Annotated in this window: 13 protein-coding genes; 5 read left to right on the top strand and 8 right to left on the bottom strand. The window is 38.8% G+C overall.

The genetic code is table 11. The features are described 5' to 3' along the window. Positions 1 to 17: 17 nt before the first annotated feature. Positions 18 to 1,406, top strand: coding sequence for a pseudouridine synthase (locus BQ5338_RS05265; RefSeq protein WP_071145900.1), 1,389 nt, complete (start codon positions 18 to 20; stop codon positions 1,404 to 1,406). A gap of 76 nt (positions 1,407 to 1,482) precedes the next feature. Further along, complete coding sequence (gene asnS, locus BQ5338_RS05260; RefSeq protein ID WP_071145718.1) at positions 1,483 to 2,886, top strand: asparagine--tRNA ligase; 1,404 nt, start codon at positions 1,483 to 1,485, stop codon at positions 2,884 to 2,886. 101 nt (positions 2,887 to 2,987) lie between these two features. Here the strand turns inward: asnS and folB are convergent, their stop codons facing one another. The 3 genes from folB to BQ5338_RS05245 form a co-directional block, all read right to left on the bottom strand. Next, positions 2,988 to 3,356 carry a dihydroneopterin aldolase gene (folB, locus tag BQ5338_RS05255; protein WP_071145717.1) on the bottom strand — a complete coding sequence of 123 codons (369 nt, stop codon included), beginning with the start codon at positions 3,354 to 3,356 and terminating at the stop codon, positions 2,988 to 2,990. A gap of 41 nt (positions 3,357 to 3,397) precedes the next feature. After that, complete coding sequence (locus tag BQ5338_RS05250; protein ID WP_071145716.1) at positions 3,398 to 6,103, bottom strand: 4-alpha-glucanotransferase; 2,706 nt, start codon at positions 6,101 to 6,103, stop codon at positions 3,398 to 3,400. Between the two features lie 183 nt (positions 6,104 to 6,286). Next, on the bottom strand, positions 6,287 to 8,824 hold the full coding sequence (locus BQ5338_RS05245; RefSeq protein WP_071145715.1) for an adenosylcobalamin-dependent ribonucleoside-diphosphate reductase: 2,538 nt from the start codon (positions 8,822 to 8,824) through the stop codon (positions 6,287 to 6,289). Positions 8,825 to 9,160: 336 nt separating this feature from the next. On the opposite strand from BQ5338_RS05245, the gene BQ5338_RS05240 reads away from it, so the two are divergent. Then, entirely contained in the window at positions 9,161 to 9,898 is a 738-nt protein-coding gene (locus BQ5338_RS05240; RefSeq protein ID WP_071145899.1) for a nitroreductase family protein, read from the top strand. A gap of 83 nt (positions 9,899 to 9,981) precedes the next feature. On the opposite strand, the gene dnaA is transcribed toward BQ5338_RS05240, so the two are convergent. The 4 genes from dnaA to BQ5338_RS05220 all read right to left on the bottom strand — a co-directional run bounded on the left by dnaA (position 9,982) and on the right by BQ5338_RS05220 (position 16,334). Further along, a complete protein-coding gene (gene dnaA, locus BQ5338_RS05235; protein WP_071145714.1) occupies positions 9,982 to 11,391 on the bottom strand; it encodes a chromosomal replication initiator protein DnaA in 1,410 nt (469 codons plus the stop codon). A gap of 344 nt (positions 11,392 to 11,735) precedes the next feature. Then, positions 11,736 to 12,623 (bottom strand): MlaD family protein, encoded by an 888-nt coding sequence (locus BQ5338_RS05230; protein WP_071145713.1) that lies wholly within the window; start codon positions 12,621 to 12,623, stop codon positions 11,736 to 11,738. Positions 12,624 to 12,641: 18 nt separating this feature from the next. Then, positions 12,642 to 13,850, bottom strand: a complete 1,209-nt coding sequence (locus tag BQ5338_RS05225; protein ID WP_071145712.1) for an N-acetylmuramoyl-L-alanine amidase family protein — start codon at positions 13,848 to 13,850, stop codon at positions 12,642 to 12,644. 429 nt (positions 13,851 to 14,279) lie between these two features. Further along, complete coding sequence (locus BQ5338_RS05220; RefSeq protein WP_071145711.1) at positions 14,280 to 16,334, bottom strand: TonB-dependent receptor plug domain-containing protein; 2,055 nt, start codon at positions 16,332 to 16,334, stop codon at positions 14,280 to 14,282. A gap of 92 nt (positions 16,335 to 16,426) precedes the next feature. On the opposite strand from BQ5338_RS05220, the gene BQ5338_RS05215 reads away from it, so the two are divergent. Further along, a complete protein-coding gene (locus BQ5338_RS05215; protein WP_071145898.1) occupies positions 16,427 to 17,323 on the top strand; it encodes a transporter in 897 nt (298 codons plus the stop codon). A gap of 3 nt (positions 17,324 to 17,326) precedes the next feature. Here the strand turns inward: BQ5338_RS05215 and BQ5338_RS05210 are convergent, their stop codons facing one another. Further along, entirely contained in the window at positions 17,327 to 18,199 is an 873-nt protein-coding gene (locus BQ5338_RS05210; RefSeq protein WP_078063397.1) for a mechanosensitive ion channel family protein, read from the bottom strand. An 82-nt stretch (positions 18,200 to 18,281) separates the two neighbouring features. Here BQ5338_RS05210 and BQ5338_RS05205 point away from each other — a divergent pair, with 82 nt between their 5' ends. Beyond that, the gene (locus BQ5338_RS05205; RefSeq protein WP_071145710.1) at positions 18,282 to 18,818 is read left to right on the top strand and encodes an HD domain-containing protein; all 537 of its coding nucleotides are present in this window, start codon (positions 18,282 to 18,284) and stop codon (positions 18,816 to 18,818) included. Positions 18,819 to 18,858 lie beyond the last annotated feature (40 nt).

The following is an 18,858-nucleotide window of genomic DNA, read 5'->3' as shown; positions in this document are numbered from 1 at the left end:
ATTTTATTTAAATGGAAATGAGCATAGAAAATGAAAATTGGCGTGAAAACTCTAAAGAAGAGAATAAAGATGCCGGCCGTGATGGTGAAAGATCTTTTAATAGAGACGGCTATAATAACCGTCGGGATGATAACAAGCCTTCTTTTAACAGAGGAGGAAACTATAATCGCGAAGGTCAGCAGGGCCGTTCGTATAACAATAATCGTCAAGATCGCCCTCAACTAGGTGGAGGTCGCCCTGCACGTCCTTTTAATCGTGAGGGTAGCGATCGTCCTGCACGTCCTTTTAACCGTGAAAATGGTGATCATTCTCCGCGTCCTTATAATCGTGAAGGAGGAGATCGTCCTGCTCGCCCTTATAACCGTGAAGAAGGAGACCGCTCTTCTTATCGTCCAAGGACTGATCACCCACAGCGCTCTTTTAATAGAGAAGATAAGCCTTGGCGGAGCAATAATAGCGAAGAGCGTAAACCTTGGCAGAGTAACCGTCCAAATACAGGAAATGGCAATTCGTCTTATGGGAGAGGTGGAGATGATGGTCGTCCTTATCGTCCAAGGTTTAATTCAGAGGATAATAGATCTCAAGGCTTTTCACGTCCGGTGCGTCGCCGTACTGATGATTATGATCCTAACGCAAAATATAGCCAAAAGAAACAGGTAGAGTATAAAGAACAATTTGTTGATCCGAATGAGCCAATACGTTTGAATAAATACCTTGCAAACGCAGGTGTTTGCTCTCGTCGCGAGGCTGACGAATTCATTACTGCAGGAGTCGTTTCTGTTAATGGAGAAATAGTAATAGAGCTTGGCACAAAGATTAAGCGTACGGATTTGGTGAAGTTTCATGAAGAGTCTATATCAATAGAGCGTAAGGTTTATGTTTTATTGAATAAGCCTAAAGATTGTGTGACAACATCAGATGATCCACAAGCGCGTCTTACGGTTTTGGATTTAGTGAAAGGAGCTTGTAATGAGCGTATTTATCCCGTAGGTCGCCTAGATCGTAATACAACTGGAGTGTTGTTGTTGACAAATGATGGCGATCTAGCGTCTAAATTGACACATCCGAAGTTCTTGAAAAAGAAAATCTATCATGTCTATGCTGATAAGAATATCACAAAACATGATATGGATCAGATTGCTTCTGGCATCCAGTTGGAAGATGGTGAAATTAAAGCTGATGAAATTAGTTATTCGGATGAAGTGAAGCGAGATCAAGTGGGGATTGAAATTCATTCTGGAAAGAATAGGATTGTTCGCCGCATTTTTGAATCTCTAGGCTATAAAGTGATGAAGCTTGATCGCGTTTTCTTTGCGGGATTAACAAAAAAAGGACTTCGTCGCGGTGAATGGCGTTATTTGACAGAGCAGGAAGTAAACTTCCTTAGAATGGGATCTTTTGAATAATTAAGTAGTAAAATAGATAATGAAGAGTGATGATTCACTCTTCATTGCTATATAATAATGTATATAAAATCGTGTTATGGAAAAGATTAGTAGAACAAAGATTGTTGATCTGCTGAGGCGTGATGATTTTGGCGCTATGGTCAACGTGAAAGGATGGGTGCGTACCCGACGAGGAAGCAAACAAGTTAGTTTCATTGCATTGAATGATGGTTCTACAATAAATAATGTGCAATTAGTGGCTGATTTAGCAAACTTTGATGAAGAGATGCTGAAACTGATTACTACGGGAGCTTGCCTTAGCGTGAATGGCCTTTTGGCTGAATCTGTAGGCTCAGGGCAAAAGGTGGAAGTATTAGCTCGTGAAATAGAGGTACTTGGTGCCTGTGATAACACGTATCCTTTGCAGAAGAAGGGGCATTCGCTGGAATTTTTGCGTGAAATAGCTCATCTTCGTCCACGTACCAATACTTTTGGAGCAGTGTTTCGTATTCGTCATAACATGGCTATTGCTGTTCATCAATTTTTCCATCAACGAGGTTTTTTCTATTTTCATACGCCTATAATAACTGCTTCAGACTGTGAGGGAGCAGGGCAAATGTTTCAGGTGACTACGATGAATCTATACGATCTGAAGAAGAAAGAGGACGGTACTATTGATTATGAAAACGATTTTTTTGGTAAGCAGGCTAGCTTGACGGTTTCAGGCCAGCTCGAAGGTGAGCTTGCTGCAATGTCTTTAGGTTCTATCTATACTTTTGGACCAACTTTTCGTGCGGAAAACTCTAATACGCCTAGACATTTAGCTGAATTCTGGATGATTGAGCCAGAAGTGGCATTTAATGAAATTCAAGAAAATATGCAATTGGCAGAGGATTTTATTAAATATTGCATCCAGTGGGCCTTGGACCAATGCATTGATGATATTCAATTTTTAAACGACATGTTTGATAAAGAATTGATTGAACGTCTGAAGTTTGTCCTTTCTCACAATTTTATCCGTTTACCTTATACTGAAGGGGTGAAAATACTCGAAGAAGCTGTATCTAATGGACGTAAATTTGAATTCCCAATATTTTGGGGAGCAGATCTTGCTTCTGAACATGAACGTTATTTGGTAGAAGAACACTTTAAGTGTCCGGTGATCTTGACTGATTATCCGAAGGAAATTAAATCATTCTATATGAAGCAAAATGAGGATGGCAAAACTGTTCGTGCAATGGATGTGCTCTTTCCTAAAATTGGTGAGATTATAGGGGGATCTCAACGTGAAGAAAACTACGAAAAGTTATGTAATCGAGCTAAAGAAATGGGGGTACCTGAAAAAGATATCTGGTGGTATTTGGATACTCGTCGCTTTGGTACTGCTCCACATTCAGGGTTTGGACTTGGGTTTGAACGTTTGCTGTTATTTGTCACAGGAATGACTAATATTCGTGATGTAATTCCATTCCCTCGTACACCACATAATGCTGATTTTTGATCGTTATAAGCGAGTTTAATCATATAAGTCATGCATTTCTAGCAGATATAGAGTGCGTGACTTTTTTTTATTATGCATTGTGTAGGCGATGATAATTTAGCTTAATCTCTCAATGAAAAGATTTCAATTCCTGCAGAATCGATGTCTGCTCCCATAGGGGGATTCAATTTCGATAGTTTAATCTTCACTTCCTCAATTGCCGGGAAATCTTGAAATAAACGATTCATAATGCGCCCGCATACATGTTCTAGAAGCTTGGAAGGAATAGACATTTCTTGTTTCACAACTTCGTATATGTCAGCGTAACTTGTTGTATCTGCAACATCATCTGTTTCCATCGATTTTAGGAAATCTCCTTTTATAGTAAGATTGATGATGAAAGTATTTCCCACAGTAGTCTCTTGAGGGGCTATACCGTGATAAGCATAGAATATTATGTTTTCGAGGAAAATGGTAGTAGTAGTTCTCATTTCTTTTTATGTTTTTCTCTTATAATATGAATATAGCTTTATCATTCAACATTTCTTCCGGTCTTTGCTATCAACCTTTTTATCTTTTCATTTAAACAGTCTGCTTTAATCAGTTGCTCCAATGTAAGATGCATGCGATAGCGCCAGTAATGTTTTGGGTTGGCAGGAATATTAATGCGTTCTTCTTTTGGGTTAGGATTTCTCCATTTCTCATCAATAGATAACCAATCCTGAAAGGAGAGAATGCAAAAAATGGAGTTGCTATTCAGATGGTTGTATACAACTTCTTCGCATAATTCAGGTGTGGCTATCCCTGGAGCAACGCCATAATGTCCAAGCATATTATTGAAGTACCGTTGTGTTTGTTGGTAATCTTCCTCCCACCACCCCCGCAAAGTAGTCATGTCATGTGTTGAAATGGTGCATACTGAGCGGTATGGATAGTTCTTTAAATGTCCAAATTCATCAGCGGGATTTTTGGGCATTCGTTGTATCTCTAGACTAAGAATGCGTAAATCATTCATTACCCATGCTACGCAGTCGGGTATCATCCCAAGATCTTCTCCGCAGACCAGCATTCTTGTGGACTGAGTAAGTTGGGGTAATTTTTTCATGGCTTGTAGGCGCCAAAATTCGTTATGCCTGTGATAGTAATATTGATCATATAGGCGGTTGAATGCGGCTTTTTCCCAATCATTGAGTGCTCGGTATATGAAATCGTGTTGTACGCCGATGCGAGGATGGTATTTGTTTGGTTCTTTGTGGTCAGGTACAAATAGTACGTCACTAATGAGGGCATACAATCCGTCGCGGATCCAAATACTGTCCGAATCGGTCTTTTCTGCAAAGTATTTCTCTACTTTTCTTTGAGTATTAAATTCAGATCGCATTTGATAAATTTCCCAAGTATCGGTTGCTTCGATAAAGGTGTCCTTTACATACTTAGTATGAGGTCCGAAGATTTGCGCTAGAAAATATTCATGTATGTATGGAGCAAGATATAAGTCTACTCGGAAAGGTAGTCCGAAGCTTTCTATCTCTTCTCTGCTCATGGCTAGTGAAGGAACAAATTGTCCGAGTAGTCCGTGTACGGCATGCATTGGTATTTCCCAAATGCGAAAAAAGCCTAAGATATGGTCAATGCGATATGCGTCGAAGTATTCCGCCATTTTCTGAAAACGCTTCATCCACCATTTGTATCCATCTCTTTCCATGAGTTCCCAGTTATAAGTTGGAAAACCCCAATTTTGTCCGTTTACAGAGAAGTCATCGGGTGGAGCGCCTGCCTGTCCGTCCAGATTGAAATAATAGGGTTCTGTCCATGCTTCAACGCTGTTGCGGCTGATGCCGATTGGTATATCTCCTTTTAAAACGATTCCATGATTGCGAGCGTATGTAGTAGCATCCATTAGTTGTAAGTGCAGATTAAACTGGATATAGTAATAGATGGCAATCTGTGGATAATCAGGAGATTCAGGCAAACAGATTTCAGCCATCTCTTCATCATTGAATGTATTGTATTTCGGCCATTGACGGAAGTTAGGGGTCTTATATACATCACGTAGATAACTGAAAGTAGCGTACGGTTGCAACCATTCTTTGTTTGCTTCGAAGAAAATACGGAATTCATTAGAATTCAAAACCGTTTCTCCTTCTTGCTCAAATAGCAGGCGAAAATAATCCCATTTTGTTTGGTTTACAGCCTCATAATCAATTGTAGAGAGCGCATTCAATTCTTTTTGCTTCTTGAAGAATTTATTGATGTCTTCTCTATTTTTCAATCTACCCATCTTGCTTAAATCCGCGTACATCGGATGAAATGCATAAATTGAAATGCTATTGTATGGATAAGAGTCGGTCCACGTATGTGTCATTGTGGTATCGTTCACTGGTAATATTTGTACGACTTTTTGGTCCGTTTTAGCCGCCCAATCTATCATCTTTTTCAAATCACCGAAATCGCCTACTCCGAAACTCTTTTCTGATTTTAGGGAGAAGACCGGTATGGCCACACCAGCTCCTTTCCATTCAGGTATATTGAAAAATGCAAAACGGTCTGATATAACGAATGTTTCGTTGGCGCCTATTTTAGGATCTGCCATGTAGCGATTGGGATTATTTTCCCACGCTTCTACTCTTTTTTCTTTCTTGTTGTATAATACAAATTTATACTCGAGAGGAAATTGTATTTTTTCGGCATCAAGTTCTAATGCCCATTCAGGGTAACTGACGTCGCTCATGAGCCACGGCTTATCATCACTCCAGTTGCCTAGAATATCTTGATTTCCACAGATACCTAAACAATAATCAGTTCCTATTCGCGGTGCATAAGCCTTTATAATCAGACCTTTCTTGTGGCTCTTGGGGATCGAATTAACTTGATCGTGGCGAAATAAAGATTCGGTAAAGGCTGAGCTATAAAAATATTGCTCTTCAGGAATGTTTTTCCAGCTATCATAGATACGGTATCGTTTTTTCTTTTCGAATGAGGATGTTAGTAGATTGTGTCGCAAGCCATCCCATTCCTTCCGGACTATATTTTCTTCTTTAAATATGTAATAGCTATATTCTATAGATGCTTTTGCAGAGAATGCAATATCTATCTCAATATACCAATGGGTACCATCTGTTGTCAGTAATGGGATTGACTTACTGATATCATCTTTTCCAAGTTCAAGAGCAGATCCTAGAAGCCTGACTTCTTCGCCCCAACAGGTGCGATATTCGATATTAAATGATACTATCATATATATTTAGATTTAATATTAACTCAATGATGTTGCAAGTATAGAAAGATTCTGTTTATATAGCATGTTGCTATTCATTGAACTAAATTAAAATAATATGCAAACGTTTGTGCTAAGACTTCCATATATGTTAAAAGGAGCTTTTTAGGGCTCCTTTCTCATCTCATTTTTTTTGATAGAAGGTCATCCACATCTTGATGCACCACATGTTGTACATATCAGGCAACCTTCTTGATATACTAATGTTTCATTTCCGCAGTTTGGGCATCTTTTCCCTCTTGCTTCGGTTCCGTCTTGGATATATTTTTTCAATGCGCGTTCAACGCCATTTTTCCATGTATTAATGCTTTCGCTATCAAGTTGAAGAGAACCAACTAATTTGATTACTTGTTCAATTGGCATTCTCCAACGAAGCACTCCCGATATTAGTTTTGCATAATTCCAATACTCTTTATTGAACTTTTCGGATAGGCCCTCTATTGTAGTTTTGTATCCGCGTTTGTTTTCAAACTGGAAGTCGTATCGCTTATTTCCATTCTCGTCTACACTTTTAATGATTCGTCCAGTGGTGACAGTTTTTGGTAATAATATACCTTCGTCATCATCTTGTAGACCTGTAAATATTTCATAGGGTCTGCCGTCAAGCAGTCCAACAAAAGCAACCCATTTATCTTTATTGTTTTGGAATCTAACAACATCGGCCTCCAATATGGTTGGTCGTACCTCCACTACTGTGGGTGGCTTGCAAGGTGGAAGTGTTTCTTTTTTATCGGACTTGGTCGAAAGCAGTACGCCTGAACGTGAACCATCGCGATAAACGGTGCATCCTTTACAGCCAGATTTCCAAGCTTCAACATACAGACGGTTAACCAAATCTTCATCTACATTGTTTGGTAGATTTATAGTAACACTGATAGAGTGATCAACCCATTTCTGAATTTTCCCTTGCATCTTAACTTTCATTAGCCAGTCAACATCGTTAGATGTAGCTTTATAATAAGGTGATTTTGCTACCAAGTCGTCTATTTCCTCTTGTGTATATCGCTTAGATGGATTATACCCGTTGGCTTCCATCCATGTTACAAATTTGTGATGGAAAACGATGTATTCTTCAAAAGCATCACCAGTTTCATCTACGAAATCAACGTGCACTTGTGTGTCGTTTGGGTTTACTTTTCTTCTTCGTTTATATACAGGCAAAAAGATCGGTTCAATGCCAGAGGTTGTCTGCGTCATCAAACTTGTTGTTCCGGTCGGAGCTATTGTAAGGCAAGCAATATTTCTCCGTCCATATTTTTCCATTTCTTTATATAATTCGGGATCTGCATCACGAAGGCGATTTATAAATGGATTGTTTTTTTCTCTCTCGGTGTCGTATATTTCAAAAGCGCCGCGTTCTTTAGCCATCTCTACAGAAGAATGATAAGCATTAATCGCAACAATTTTATGTATTCCTTCGGAGAAGTCTGTTGCTTCTTCTGTACCATAGCGTAGATTTAAGGCAGCTAACATATCGCCTTCAGCCGTTATGCCTACCCCAGTTCGTCTGCCCTGAGCACTTTTCTTATATATTTTTTCCCAAAGCACACGTTCGGCACGTTTTATCTCTGCATCTTCGGGATCTTCGTTGATTTTTGCTATAATGCGCTCTATCTTTTCCAACTCAAGATCAATAATGTCGTCCATGATACGTTGAGCTAATCTGATATGCTTCTTTAATAATTCGAAGTCAAAGTAAGCGTCTTTTTTAAATGGGTTTACGACATACGAATATAGATTGATTGCTAATAGGCGGCAAGAATCATATGGGCATAATGGTATTTCTCCACACGGATTAGTCGAAACTGTTTTATATCCGAGGTCGGCATAGCAATCTGGTACAGATTCTTTGATGATGGTATCCCAGAATAGAACTCCTGGCTCTGCCGATTTCCATGCATTATGCACAATCTTTTTCCATAAAGAGGATGCGTCTATTTCTTTAACAGTGGTTGGATGGTCTGAGTTGACTGGGTATTGTTGAGTGTATTTTTTGCCTTCAACTGCTGCGGTCATAAACGCGTCATCTAGTTTAACCGACACATTTGCTCCAGTAACTTTACCTTCTGTCATTTTTGCATCGATAAAGGCTTCTGAATCAGGGTGTTTAATAGATACACTTAACATAAGTGCACCTCGACGTCCATCTTGAGCTACCTCTCGTGTTGAATTTGAGTAACGTTCCATGAAAGGTACAATCCCGGTAGAAGTCAGAGCGGAGTTTTTAACCGGTGATCCTTTTGGACGGATATGTGAGAGATCGTGTCCAACTCCTCCGCGTCTTTTCATTAACTGCACTTGCTCTTCGTCTATTTTGATAATTGCACCATACGAGTCTGCGGCGCCATCAATACCTATAACAAAGCAGTTAGATAAAGAAGCGACTTGGTAATTATTACCAATTCCAGTCATTGGGCTTCCTTGGGGAACGATGTATTTAAAATGATCTAATAGATCAAAAAGTTCTTTTGCACTGAGTGCATTTTTGTATTTTGATTCGGCTCGAGCTATTTCATTGGCAATTCTCCAATGCATATCCGTTGGCGATTTTTCATAAATATTTCCGAAAGAATCTTTAACTGCATATTTGTTGACCCAGACTCTTGCAGCGAGTTCATCTCCTTGAAAATATCGTAAAGATTCTTCAAAGGATTCGTTGTATGAGTAAATTTGTTTTTCCACGATGGTATTATCTTTATGCGAATTTAATAATAAGTATAATGTGTAGAAGTTGTCCTTATCATTAATAAATCTATTTGCAAATCTAACAATCTTTTTTATTCTGACAAAATATAAAGGTGATTTTTTTTCTTTGATTAGAGTTTTCTTTTTAATTATATTAAACTACTGTAAGTCAATGCTTTATGAATTTATTCTATCTAATAAATTATCTAAAAAATAAATTAAATATAAGTATAGGATGGCTTTTATGCCCTTTTTAGATAATTTATGAATGAATATAGAGGATATAAATTTCTCTTTTCTAATCTATTCTATATCTTTGCAAGAAAAAGAAAGATGGAATCAATAAAAAATAGGAAGACGATACGGAGGTATCAACAAAAGGATATTTCAGAGATACTGTTAAATGAAATGCTCGAAATTTCCTTCCGGGCTTCCACCGTTGGTAATATGCAAGTTTATAGTGTGATAGTGACTCGTGATGTTGAAATGAAGGCAAAACTTTCTCCTGCCCATTTTAATCAACCTATGGTTAATCAGGCACCAGTGGTGCTCACGTTCTGTGCTGATTTTAGGCGTTTTACTAAATGGTGCAAAGAGAGAAAGGCCGTGCCAGAATATGGAAATTTTCAATCATTTATGAATGCTTCAATTGATGCTCTCTTGCTTGCTCAGACATTTTGCACTGTGGCAGAGGAAAAAGGGTTAGGCATTTGTTATCTTGGAACCACGACTTATAATCCACAAACGATTATTGATGTGTTAGAGTTGCCCAAATTAGTTTTCCCAATAACAACCATCACTTTAGGTTACCCTGATGAATATCCGGAGCAAATAGATCGGTTGCCTCTTGAAGCAATCATACATAAGGAGTATTATCATGACTATACGGCCTCGGATATCGACTATATATATAGAAATAAGGAATCTCTTGATGCAAACAAGCAATTTGTATTAGAAAATCATAAAGAAACTTTGGCTCAGGTATTTACGGATGTTCGTTATACGAAAGAGACCAATGAACTTACTTCTGAAAGTCTGCTGAAAGCAATACGTGATCAAGGTTTTCTATAGGGTTGACTATTGAATTTGATAAGTTAAAAGTCAGAATAATCTCTCAATTCCATTCTGGCTTTTATTGCGTTAGCAGCATTATTTCAGATCTTTTTTTTTAAGGATGTTTCTATATTCTCTATATCCGAACAGAAGCTTTTATCAACCTCGCATTGTTCTTTAACTATTTTGCAAGCATGCAGTACTGTTGCGTGATCCTTATTTCCTATCAACTGTCCTATTCGGGAAGAAGAGAAATCAGTGTGTTTCTTAGCTAGATACATAGCTACTTGTCGCACTAGCACAACTTCTCTCTTTCTGGATTTTGTGTGAATCATAGTTGGATCTAGCTCAAAATGTTTGCATGCGACACCTATAATATCATCTATTGTAATCGCCTTGGTTTCATTGCGAACAATTTTGCGAACGATTCGTTGAGCCAATTCTAAATCTATTTCTTTGTTGTAGATTGTAGAATGTGCCATTATCGAAATCACAATGCCTTCTAAATCTCGGACACTTTCATTCACGTTCTCGGCGATGTAATTAATAACTTCGGCTGGAAATTGTAATCCGTCTCTATGTATCTTATTCTTTAAAATGTCTTTTCTTAGTTCAACGGAAGGCTTCTCTAATTCTGCTACCATTCCCCATTTAAAGCGGGTAAGCAATCTTTCTTCTACGCCTTGCAACAGAATTGGTGCACGATCTGATGTGAGAATTAACTGTTTGCCATTTTGATGCAGATGGTTGAAAATGTGAAAGAATGTGTTTTGAGTTTTTGTAACTCCTGCAAATTCTTGTATATCATCTATGATTAGTACGTCAATGGTCTGATAGAAGTTGATAAAGTCATTGGTCGTATTATTGCGTACTGAATCGGTATATTGCACTTGGAATAAATGTGCAGATACATATAGAACTCTTTTATCTGGAAAAAGTTCTTTTATTTTTGTCCCTATGGCGTTAGCCAAATGAGTTTTCCCTACTCCTGAAGCTCCATGAATAAAGAGAGGGTTAAAAACTGTCTTTGCAGGATTTTGTGCTACAGCTTCTGCTACACTTCTTGATAATTTGTTGCTATATCCTTCAATAAAACTCTCAAAGTTATAATCAGGATTCAATTGAGGATCTAAATCTTGTGGGGCAGGGGCTTGTAGAATGTTAGGAGATTTATTCCCATAGCGAGTTCCATTCTTCTGCGGAATGGCAGTTGAACGGCTACTTGCTTCAAGATTAATCGTTGTCTTAGAGCTTTTGTCCACCATTACATTATACATCAACTTCGTGCCTTCACCAATAACTTTATATAGGGTGGCACGGAGTAGATCTACGAATTTATCTTCTATAAACTCATAAAAGAACTGGCTAGGAACTTGTACGGTTAATGTTTTGTCCTCATATTTTAAAGGGATAATGGGGACAAACCAAGTATTATATGTCGTTTCAGGAACATTGTCTCGTATTACCAGAAGACAGCGGTTCCATAACCCGACATGATTTGTTTCAATCATAACGGCTTCAATACATTTATTAATTAAGCAAAACTTCTACAATTGCAAATTTGGGAATCTTATTTGATAAAAACAAATCTCATTTTTCTTGTGTTTCTCCAATATTGAATAATTCCTTTAATTTCAGCGACTTATAGGAAGATGGGCTTGTACATTGTTTAAATAGCCCTTGTTTTTATCTAAGCACTTGATAATGAGTGATTATAATCTTAGAATGCTTCTTTATGTTGTAAAGCATAAAGGCTTAAAAAACGTTTATAAACGGATGTCTGGGGCTTAATTAATAGCCGACTAAAAAAATATTTTATTTAGATTGAGTCTATATAAAACAAAAATGCTTACTTCTATTTCTTTCCAAATAATGAGAAGTGTACATAGCGTTTTGGATTCACTTTTAAGTCTTCGAGCAAAGTAGCAGCATTGGCGCTAGTCGTATTTAGATTATTATACAATTGTGGGTCATTGAGTAATAGCCCGATTGAGTTATCTTTGCTAGTTAATTTTTCTGTAAGTAATTTTACGTTGGCCATTGTTGAGTCTATCTTGTTGAATGTGGACGCATAATCTATCCCTTTCAAATTACTGCTTACTACAATAAAATTGTCTCCAATAGTGTTTAGTTTTCCGGCCAAGAGTGGTATATCGTTTTTCATCAATACTTTTAGCTGCCCGCTTGCTACTTCTAAATTGGCTGTAGTGTTTTTTATTGAATTAAGGGCAGTTGGTATGTTTGGGTCACTAAGGATGGTGTTTAGTGATCCAAGAATAGAATCTAATTTTGGCAATATTTTCTCCATCTGTGGCATGAGTGTTGATACACTTTCCATTAGACCGTTGTTTAATGAGCCTGGGATCGTGTCTCCTGTTAAATAACTCTCCCGAGGATTATTTGCCAATAGGATATTCATTCGAACGCCTCCCAGCACTTCGGACACAAGTTCGGCAGAGCTACCTTTGGGTATTCGCATGTCTTTGTCTAATTCAACTTCAACAGTCACATTACCTGGATGAGTATAGTCGTAGGCTATATCACGTACAATGCCAATACGATATCCATCGGCAAACACCGGACTCGATTTGGCTAACCCGTTTACATTTTGATATTTCACGTAGAAATAGCTGCTTGGCTTAAACATGCTAATTCCTTTTAAATAATTAAGGCCATAGACTATTACACATAGTGCCATAATACTTGCTATACCTATTTTGACTTCTTTTGTAAAGTACTTCATTATCATATCCTGTCTTTTTTATTTATTTCTTTTTTTGAATTCATCAATAGCCGCATTGATATTTATCTTTTCGCCTCTTTTAAAGGCTATTATGAAGGAATCTTTAAAGTCTTTAGCTATAGAGCGGCGGGTTTTTAGTATCTTGTTATAATCGCTTGAGGCTCCATAAGTGTATTTGTATAGTCCCCCTTCTTTATAATTTTCCACCTCTTTGAGCCCTTTGAGGCGCTTGTCTTTTTCAGTAAGTAAGGCAGACGAAGTGAATATTTGGATTTTAAAGATAATTTCTTCGGTATTTCTGATGTCGTTCTTTATAGAGACTGCCTGTGGTTCTGACGATGGCTCTTTAATTGCCACACGCTGCGATGAACTGTCTGGCTTCTCCTGAGATCTGTTGTCTTCTTTGTCTTCCACGGGTATTACGGTTCGGCTTGCTCCAGTAGCTCTAATTTCATGCTCTCTTTTGTAAGTGAGAAATGCTCTGTAAATACCTTTAGCCAGAGAAGAAGTTCCTTGGTCTTGGTTGAGAAACTGCTCTTCTTCAGGGGTGGAAATAAATCCTAATTCTACCAGTATACTGGGCATGGCACTAGCTTTAAGTACTAAAAAACCGGCTTGATGTACGCCGCGGTCAATACGAGTGCAGGTGTGCCGAAATTCTTTCTGCACCAAAGATGCTAAATGAACACTTTGAGACATGTATTTGTCTTGCATGAATTCGAACATGATATATGATTCAGCCGAATTGGGATTAAATCCTGCATATCGGGTTTTATAATCATTTTCGTAAAGTATAACCGAGTTTTCTCGTTTGGCTACAGCGAGGTTAGCTTCAGATTTAGCGAGACCGAGTGTCCATGTTGAAGCTCCTTTGACTGTTTTTGATCCGGCAACGGCATTGGTGTGAATGGAAATAAAGAGATCTGCTTTTGCATCATTAGCTATCTCAGCCCGTCGGTTGAGTGGAATGAAAACGTCTGTACTTCGTGTGAATATAACTTTCACGTCTTCATTGTTGTTCTTTATAAGTTTGCCTAGTTTGAGAGCGACATTTAAATTTATGTTCTTCTCTTTAGAGAAGCCTCCAATGGCGCCTGGGTCGTGTCCGCCGTGTCCGGGATCTATGACTACAATAAAGTCTTTAGCCCAGATACTGGTGCATAGGGGTGAAGCCGACATTGATAGGCCAATAATAAGTACTAATATGTATTTTTTTAGCTTTACCATATCATCATTAATGTGCAAATGTAGTGGAATTTTGCCGAAAACTGCTCATTTGGCATCAAGTTTTGGCTTTTTTACCAAATTGCTTTGAATAGTTGTACTCTCACTTGGGGTTTCTATTTTGGCTACATAACGCTTAGTGTCGATTGTTTTGGCTCTTTATTTACAAATAGAGAGGCTTAATTAATAAAAAAGAACGATTTCCTAAATCATTTGTCAATGTTTAGGAAATCGCTCGATGCCCCTCTACAAGCGTTGTGGGAGGGGGCTGGTTAACTAACTACTTCACCGCGGTTAATTAACTAGTTCACCACGCTTAACTAGTTAGTTCACCGCGGTGAAGTAGTTAGATCTATTTGGATTGTATTATCTGTAAATAAATAATAGCAATGAGCTAAACGACATTGTATGATCAATCCACAACTAATTCCTTTACTTGAAATTGATGCGGTAGCTCATTCCTGCTCTGAACCAAAATCCCGGTTGAGGTATATTGCCAAAGTCATAGTAGGTTCGGTTTAGCAGGTTATTGGCTTCGGCAAACACATTGTACTTGCTGTCATTCCAAGACACTTTCAAGTCGAGTAAGCAGAAGGAGGGATACGGCACGACCACACCTGTAGACTGATTCTTCGTGTTGTACTTTAAGTACCCCCCCGTACGGTCTTGCCAGCGAAAGGCCCATCCGGCAGTCAATTTGCTCCAGATACGATGATCAAGTCGGGCAACCAATTTATGTCGGAGAGATTCCATCGCATAACTCGATTTATAGATTTCAATATCATCGTACCTTTTTTGATGGATATAAGCGTAGCTGATATTCAATTTATCCAGCGCACAATCTTGATTTATCAATGAGCGGAAGTTTAGTGTTGACGAAACTTCAATGCCCATATTGTCTAACTTAAAGTTAGCCGAGTGATAAACATCATCTGTAGGTGTGTACATCACCCAGTCAATCATGTTTTTCCCTTTATGGAAGAATCCGCTAATGTTGGTTTCAAGATATCTATTTCGATATTTCGCTCCTAAGTTAAAGGCTTGCGTTTCTTCGGGCTTCAGTCCTACATCTCCTTGTAGGGTGGAGCTTACGTAATAAAGATCTGTAAAGGTTGGCATGCGGAATGCCATATTCCATGAGGCGAACAGCTTCCATTTGTCGAGTGGACGATAGGAGACATCGATGCCCGGATAAAAGCGATATTTATGATCGAGTGCTGTATTCATGTTAGCGAGAGCTCCCATCGAAATAGTCATTCTTTGAAGTAATATATTGTGTTCCAGATAATAACTAATGTTCGTCCGATTGTCTTTTTTCGTGAACTGTTTCCCGTTCTCACCCGGAATGTCGACGTATTGATCTTCGTTTAGAAGCCGTCCTAAATTGGTACTCAAAATCCCTTCATTCCTGATTTCTGTTCCAAAGGCCGTTTTTCCCCAAGCGGAATTGAAGTAGGCATTTAAGTTAACACCATAAACATCTGTCATGTGAAAGTTCTCTCCCGTGTTAGTGCCTCGTATTAGCTGAAAATGATCCTTCCAACGATTCCAATAAATGCCGGGAGTGAAGTGAAGCCGTCCTTTGGTTTCAGCTTGTACGGAGATAAGATGGCGACGAACCTCTTCGTACTGATGAGGGTAGCTCGCTGAGTAGAAAGTATTCGCTCCGAACTTCTGGTTAGTCATTCCCAATTGCCAACGCACATCTACTTCTTTATCGGTATATGTTCCTTGGTAATAGGCTCGCTTAGTGTTGAAATCACTGTTTTGAGTGGCACCGTCGCTACGGTTATAGCTACCAGACACTTGATGGCTGAAGGCTCCTTTGGTGAAGTTTGCTTGTGCACCTCCGTCAAACAGCCCATAGCTACCGCCTGATAAATTTATGGCAACATGACTTTGCTTGTCGTTTTTTGTGACGATATTAATAGCCCCGGTGAAAGCCGAGGTGCCGAATACACGTGCGGCAGGTCCTTCAAGCACTTCTATTCGTTCAATATCGTTCATGGAAACAGGAAAGTCGGCCGTGAGGTGGCCGGTTTGGGGACTACTAATGTTTACCCCGTTGAGAAGGATGGTAATTTGGTCGAATGTGCCTCCGCGCACTGAAATGTCGGTTTGAATACCGAACCCGCCTCGTTGGCGGACATCTACGCCAGCGGCGTATTTCAGGAGATCATTAACACTGTGTACAGCCGCAGCTTGAATTTCTTCGCGCGAAAGTACGGTTACCATCTTTGCCGACTGCATTTCCGTCAGTGGAACGCGTGTGCCGGTTACTTCAATCTCTTCCAGCTCGTAATTCTTAAGCTGCCCGGCAACCTGATTCTGTGCAGAGATTACATCAACATTGGCAAAAATCAGTGTAGATACTGCCAGAACACCAATGTTGACTTCTTTCTTTAAACTACAGAATGCAGAATAACCTTTGTGATTGAACTGCTTCCAGCGAAGCGCACGTTCTTTGGTTAACTTGTTTTCTTTCATTTTAGTAATGTTTTTAATAAAAAATCGTCGCAAAGGTAGTATTATTCCTCTTTTCGCTGTTACTTTGCATGAAGAATTTAAATCTGATTAAGATGCTGAAGTTTCTCAAAGACTGGACTCTTCCGGTCGCGATGTTGGTTGGCGCCCTTGGTTATCAAGTGTTTATGCTTTTTTCCTTTATTACTCCTTTTCTAATTTTTACGATGTTATTGTTAACCTTCAGCAAGGTTTCTCCGAGCGAGTTAAAGTTAAAACCACTGCATTTTTGGTTACTTGCAATTCAAATTCTTGGTGCTTTGGCTGTTTACCTGCTTCTCTATCGGTACAATAAATTAGTAGCCGAAGGTGTGATGGTTTGTATCATTTGTCCTACAGCTACTGCAGCAGCCGTAATCACGTCTAAACTGGGTGGTAGTGCAGCTAGTGTTACAACCTATACCCTTTTTGCGAATATAGGAGTTGCTATTGCCGTTCCTCTGTTTTTTCCTCTAATTGAGCCTCAGTTAGAAACCACTTTTTATGAATCTTTTTTTCTTATTTTGAGTAAAGTTGTTCCCTTGTTGATTTGTCCGTTCTTACTAGCTTGGTTTCTTCAAAAGCTCCTACCTAAGGCGCATTCACTACTGCTTAGATATAATGAATTGGCTTTTTATCTCTGGGCCTTCTCTCTTGCTATTGTGACGGCGCAGACAGTGTACTCTTTGATCTATAATCCTGCTGATGGTTGGACTGAGCTAATGATTGCTTTGGGGGCTTTGGCTGCTTGTTGTTTACAATTCTTTCTGGGTAAAACCATTGGAAGTGTTTATTCCGATCGTATTAGTGGGGGGCAATCTCTAGGGCAGAAGAATACAATTCTTGCAATATGGATGGCCCAAACTTATTTGAATCCACTAGCTTCAGTGGGACCGGGGTCATACGTATTGTGGCAGAATCTTATCAACTCTTGGCAACTTTGGAAGAAACGCAATAATAATAGTCAATCATGACTATTATTTCTTGAGCACAATGTTGCTGTAAGGGTAAGGAATTTCAATGTTTTCTTTATCAAAACGCTCTTTGATGGACTTTAATAAGTCGCACTTCATCACAAATGCCTCTCCGGAATTAGCAGCCCATGCCCACGCTCTAAGAGTTATAGCTGAATCACCTAAGTTGATAATTCTCACGAGAACTAAAGGAGTGTTCTTTTTTTTATCGTCTGGTGTGCGTCGATCTATGAGTAGAGGGTGATTCGTTACTTCATCGCGCATTAACAAGATTGCTTTATCTAAATCGCAGCTATAGGAAACACCTACTTCGATGAAGCTACATATTTCTTGCTCGCCAAGAGTTGAATTAATGATAGTGCTCGAATTCATGGTGCTGTTGGGGATGATAATCATTCTATTCTCCATACTGCGAATGACAGTGTGCCTGAGGGTTATTTCACAGACAGTACCGACTACAGTATCATCCAGTTTGATTACATCGCCAATTCGGAAAGGCTTTGCAAAGACAATAAATAGCCCACCAATAAAATTAGACAGAGCTTCCTTGGAAGCAAAACCGATGGCCATAGCCATGATGCCGGCACCAGCAAGAATAGAATTGCCGATTGTTTCCATTCCCGGAATTAATGATAAAACGGTGGATCCTCCAATGATGTAAATGGCGTATATACTGATCCGTTGAAGAAAACCGGCTGTTGTTTGGTCTAAAGACAGCGCACCTTTTCTTCTTTGTGAGCGGCGGAATAAGAATTTCACAAATGATACGGTACTTTGTGTTATAGCATATATAACCAGAGCCTTAACAATGAATTCGACGGGGTGCTTTATCTCAATTCCAAAAATCGTTAGGTTTAAAAACTCTTGTAGATCCATTTGATTGATTATTATTTTTAGTAATATTGCGCAAAAATATTCAATTTAGATTGATCATGCAATAAATAAAACAGATTATTATATGCGTCCTATTGATTTGATTTATAAATACTACCCCTTAGAAGATGAACTGAGGAATATATTGCTTGTGCATAGTCGTTCCGTTACCCGTAAAGCATTAGATATTGCTCATAACCATCCTGAATTGAATTTGGATGAGTCATTTTTGGCTGAAGCAAGTATGCTACATGATATAGGTATCTTTTTGACTGATGCTCCGGGTATTTATTGTTTTGGCTCACAACCTTATATTTGTCATGGTTATCTTGGTGCCGACTTGGTGCGTCTAGCAGGCTTTCCTCGTCATGCATTGGTGTGTGAACGTCACACCGGAGCAGGGCTCTCTTTGAAAGAAATTATGGAACAAAAACTGCCTGTTCCTCATCGAGATATGACCCCTCAAAGTCTTGAGGAACAAGTTATTTGTTTTGCTGATAAATTCTTTTCTAAAACTCATCTTGACAAAGAGAAAAATCTGGCGAGTGCACGTAAGAGTATATCGAAGCATGGAGAGGACGGCCTCGCTCGTTTTGATTATTGGTGCGAATTATTTTTATAGGGGCTAAAAAATAATTAAAAAAGAAGAATCCCATATATAA

The sequence above is a fragment of the Bacteroides ihuae genome, assembly GCF_900104585.1.
In the GTDB taxonomy this organism is placed as follows: Bacteria; Bacteroidota; Bacteroidia; order Bacteroidales; family Bacteroidaceae; genus Bacteroides; species Bacteroides ihuae.
This window is presented reverse-complemented; position numbering and strand designations above follow the sequence as displayed.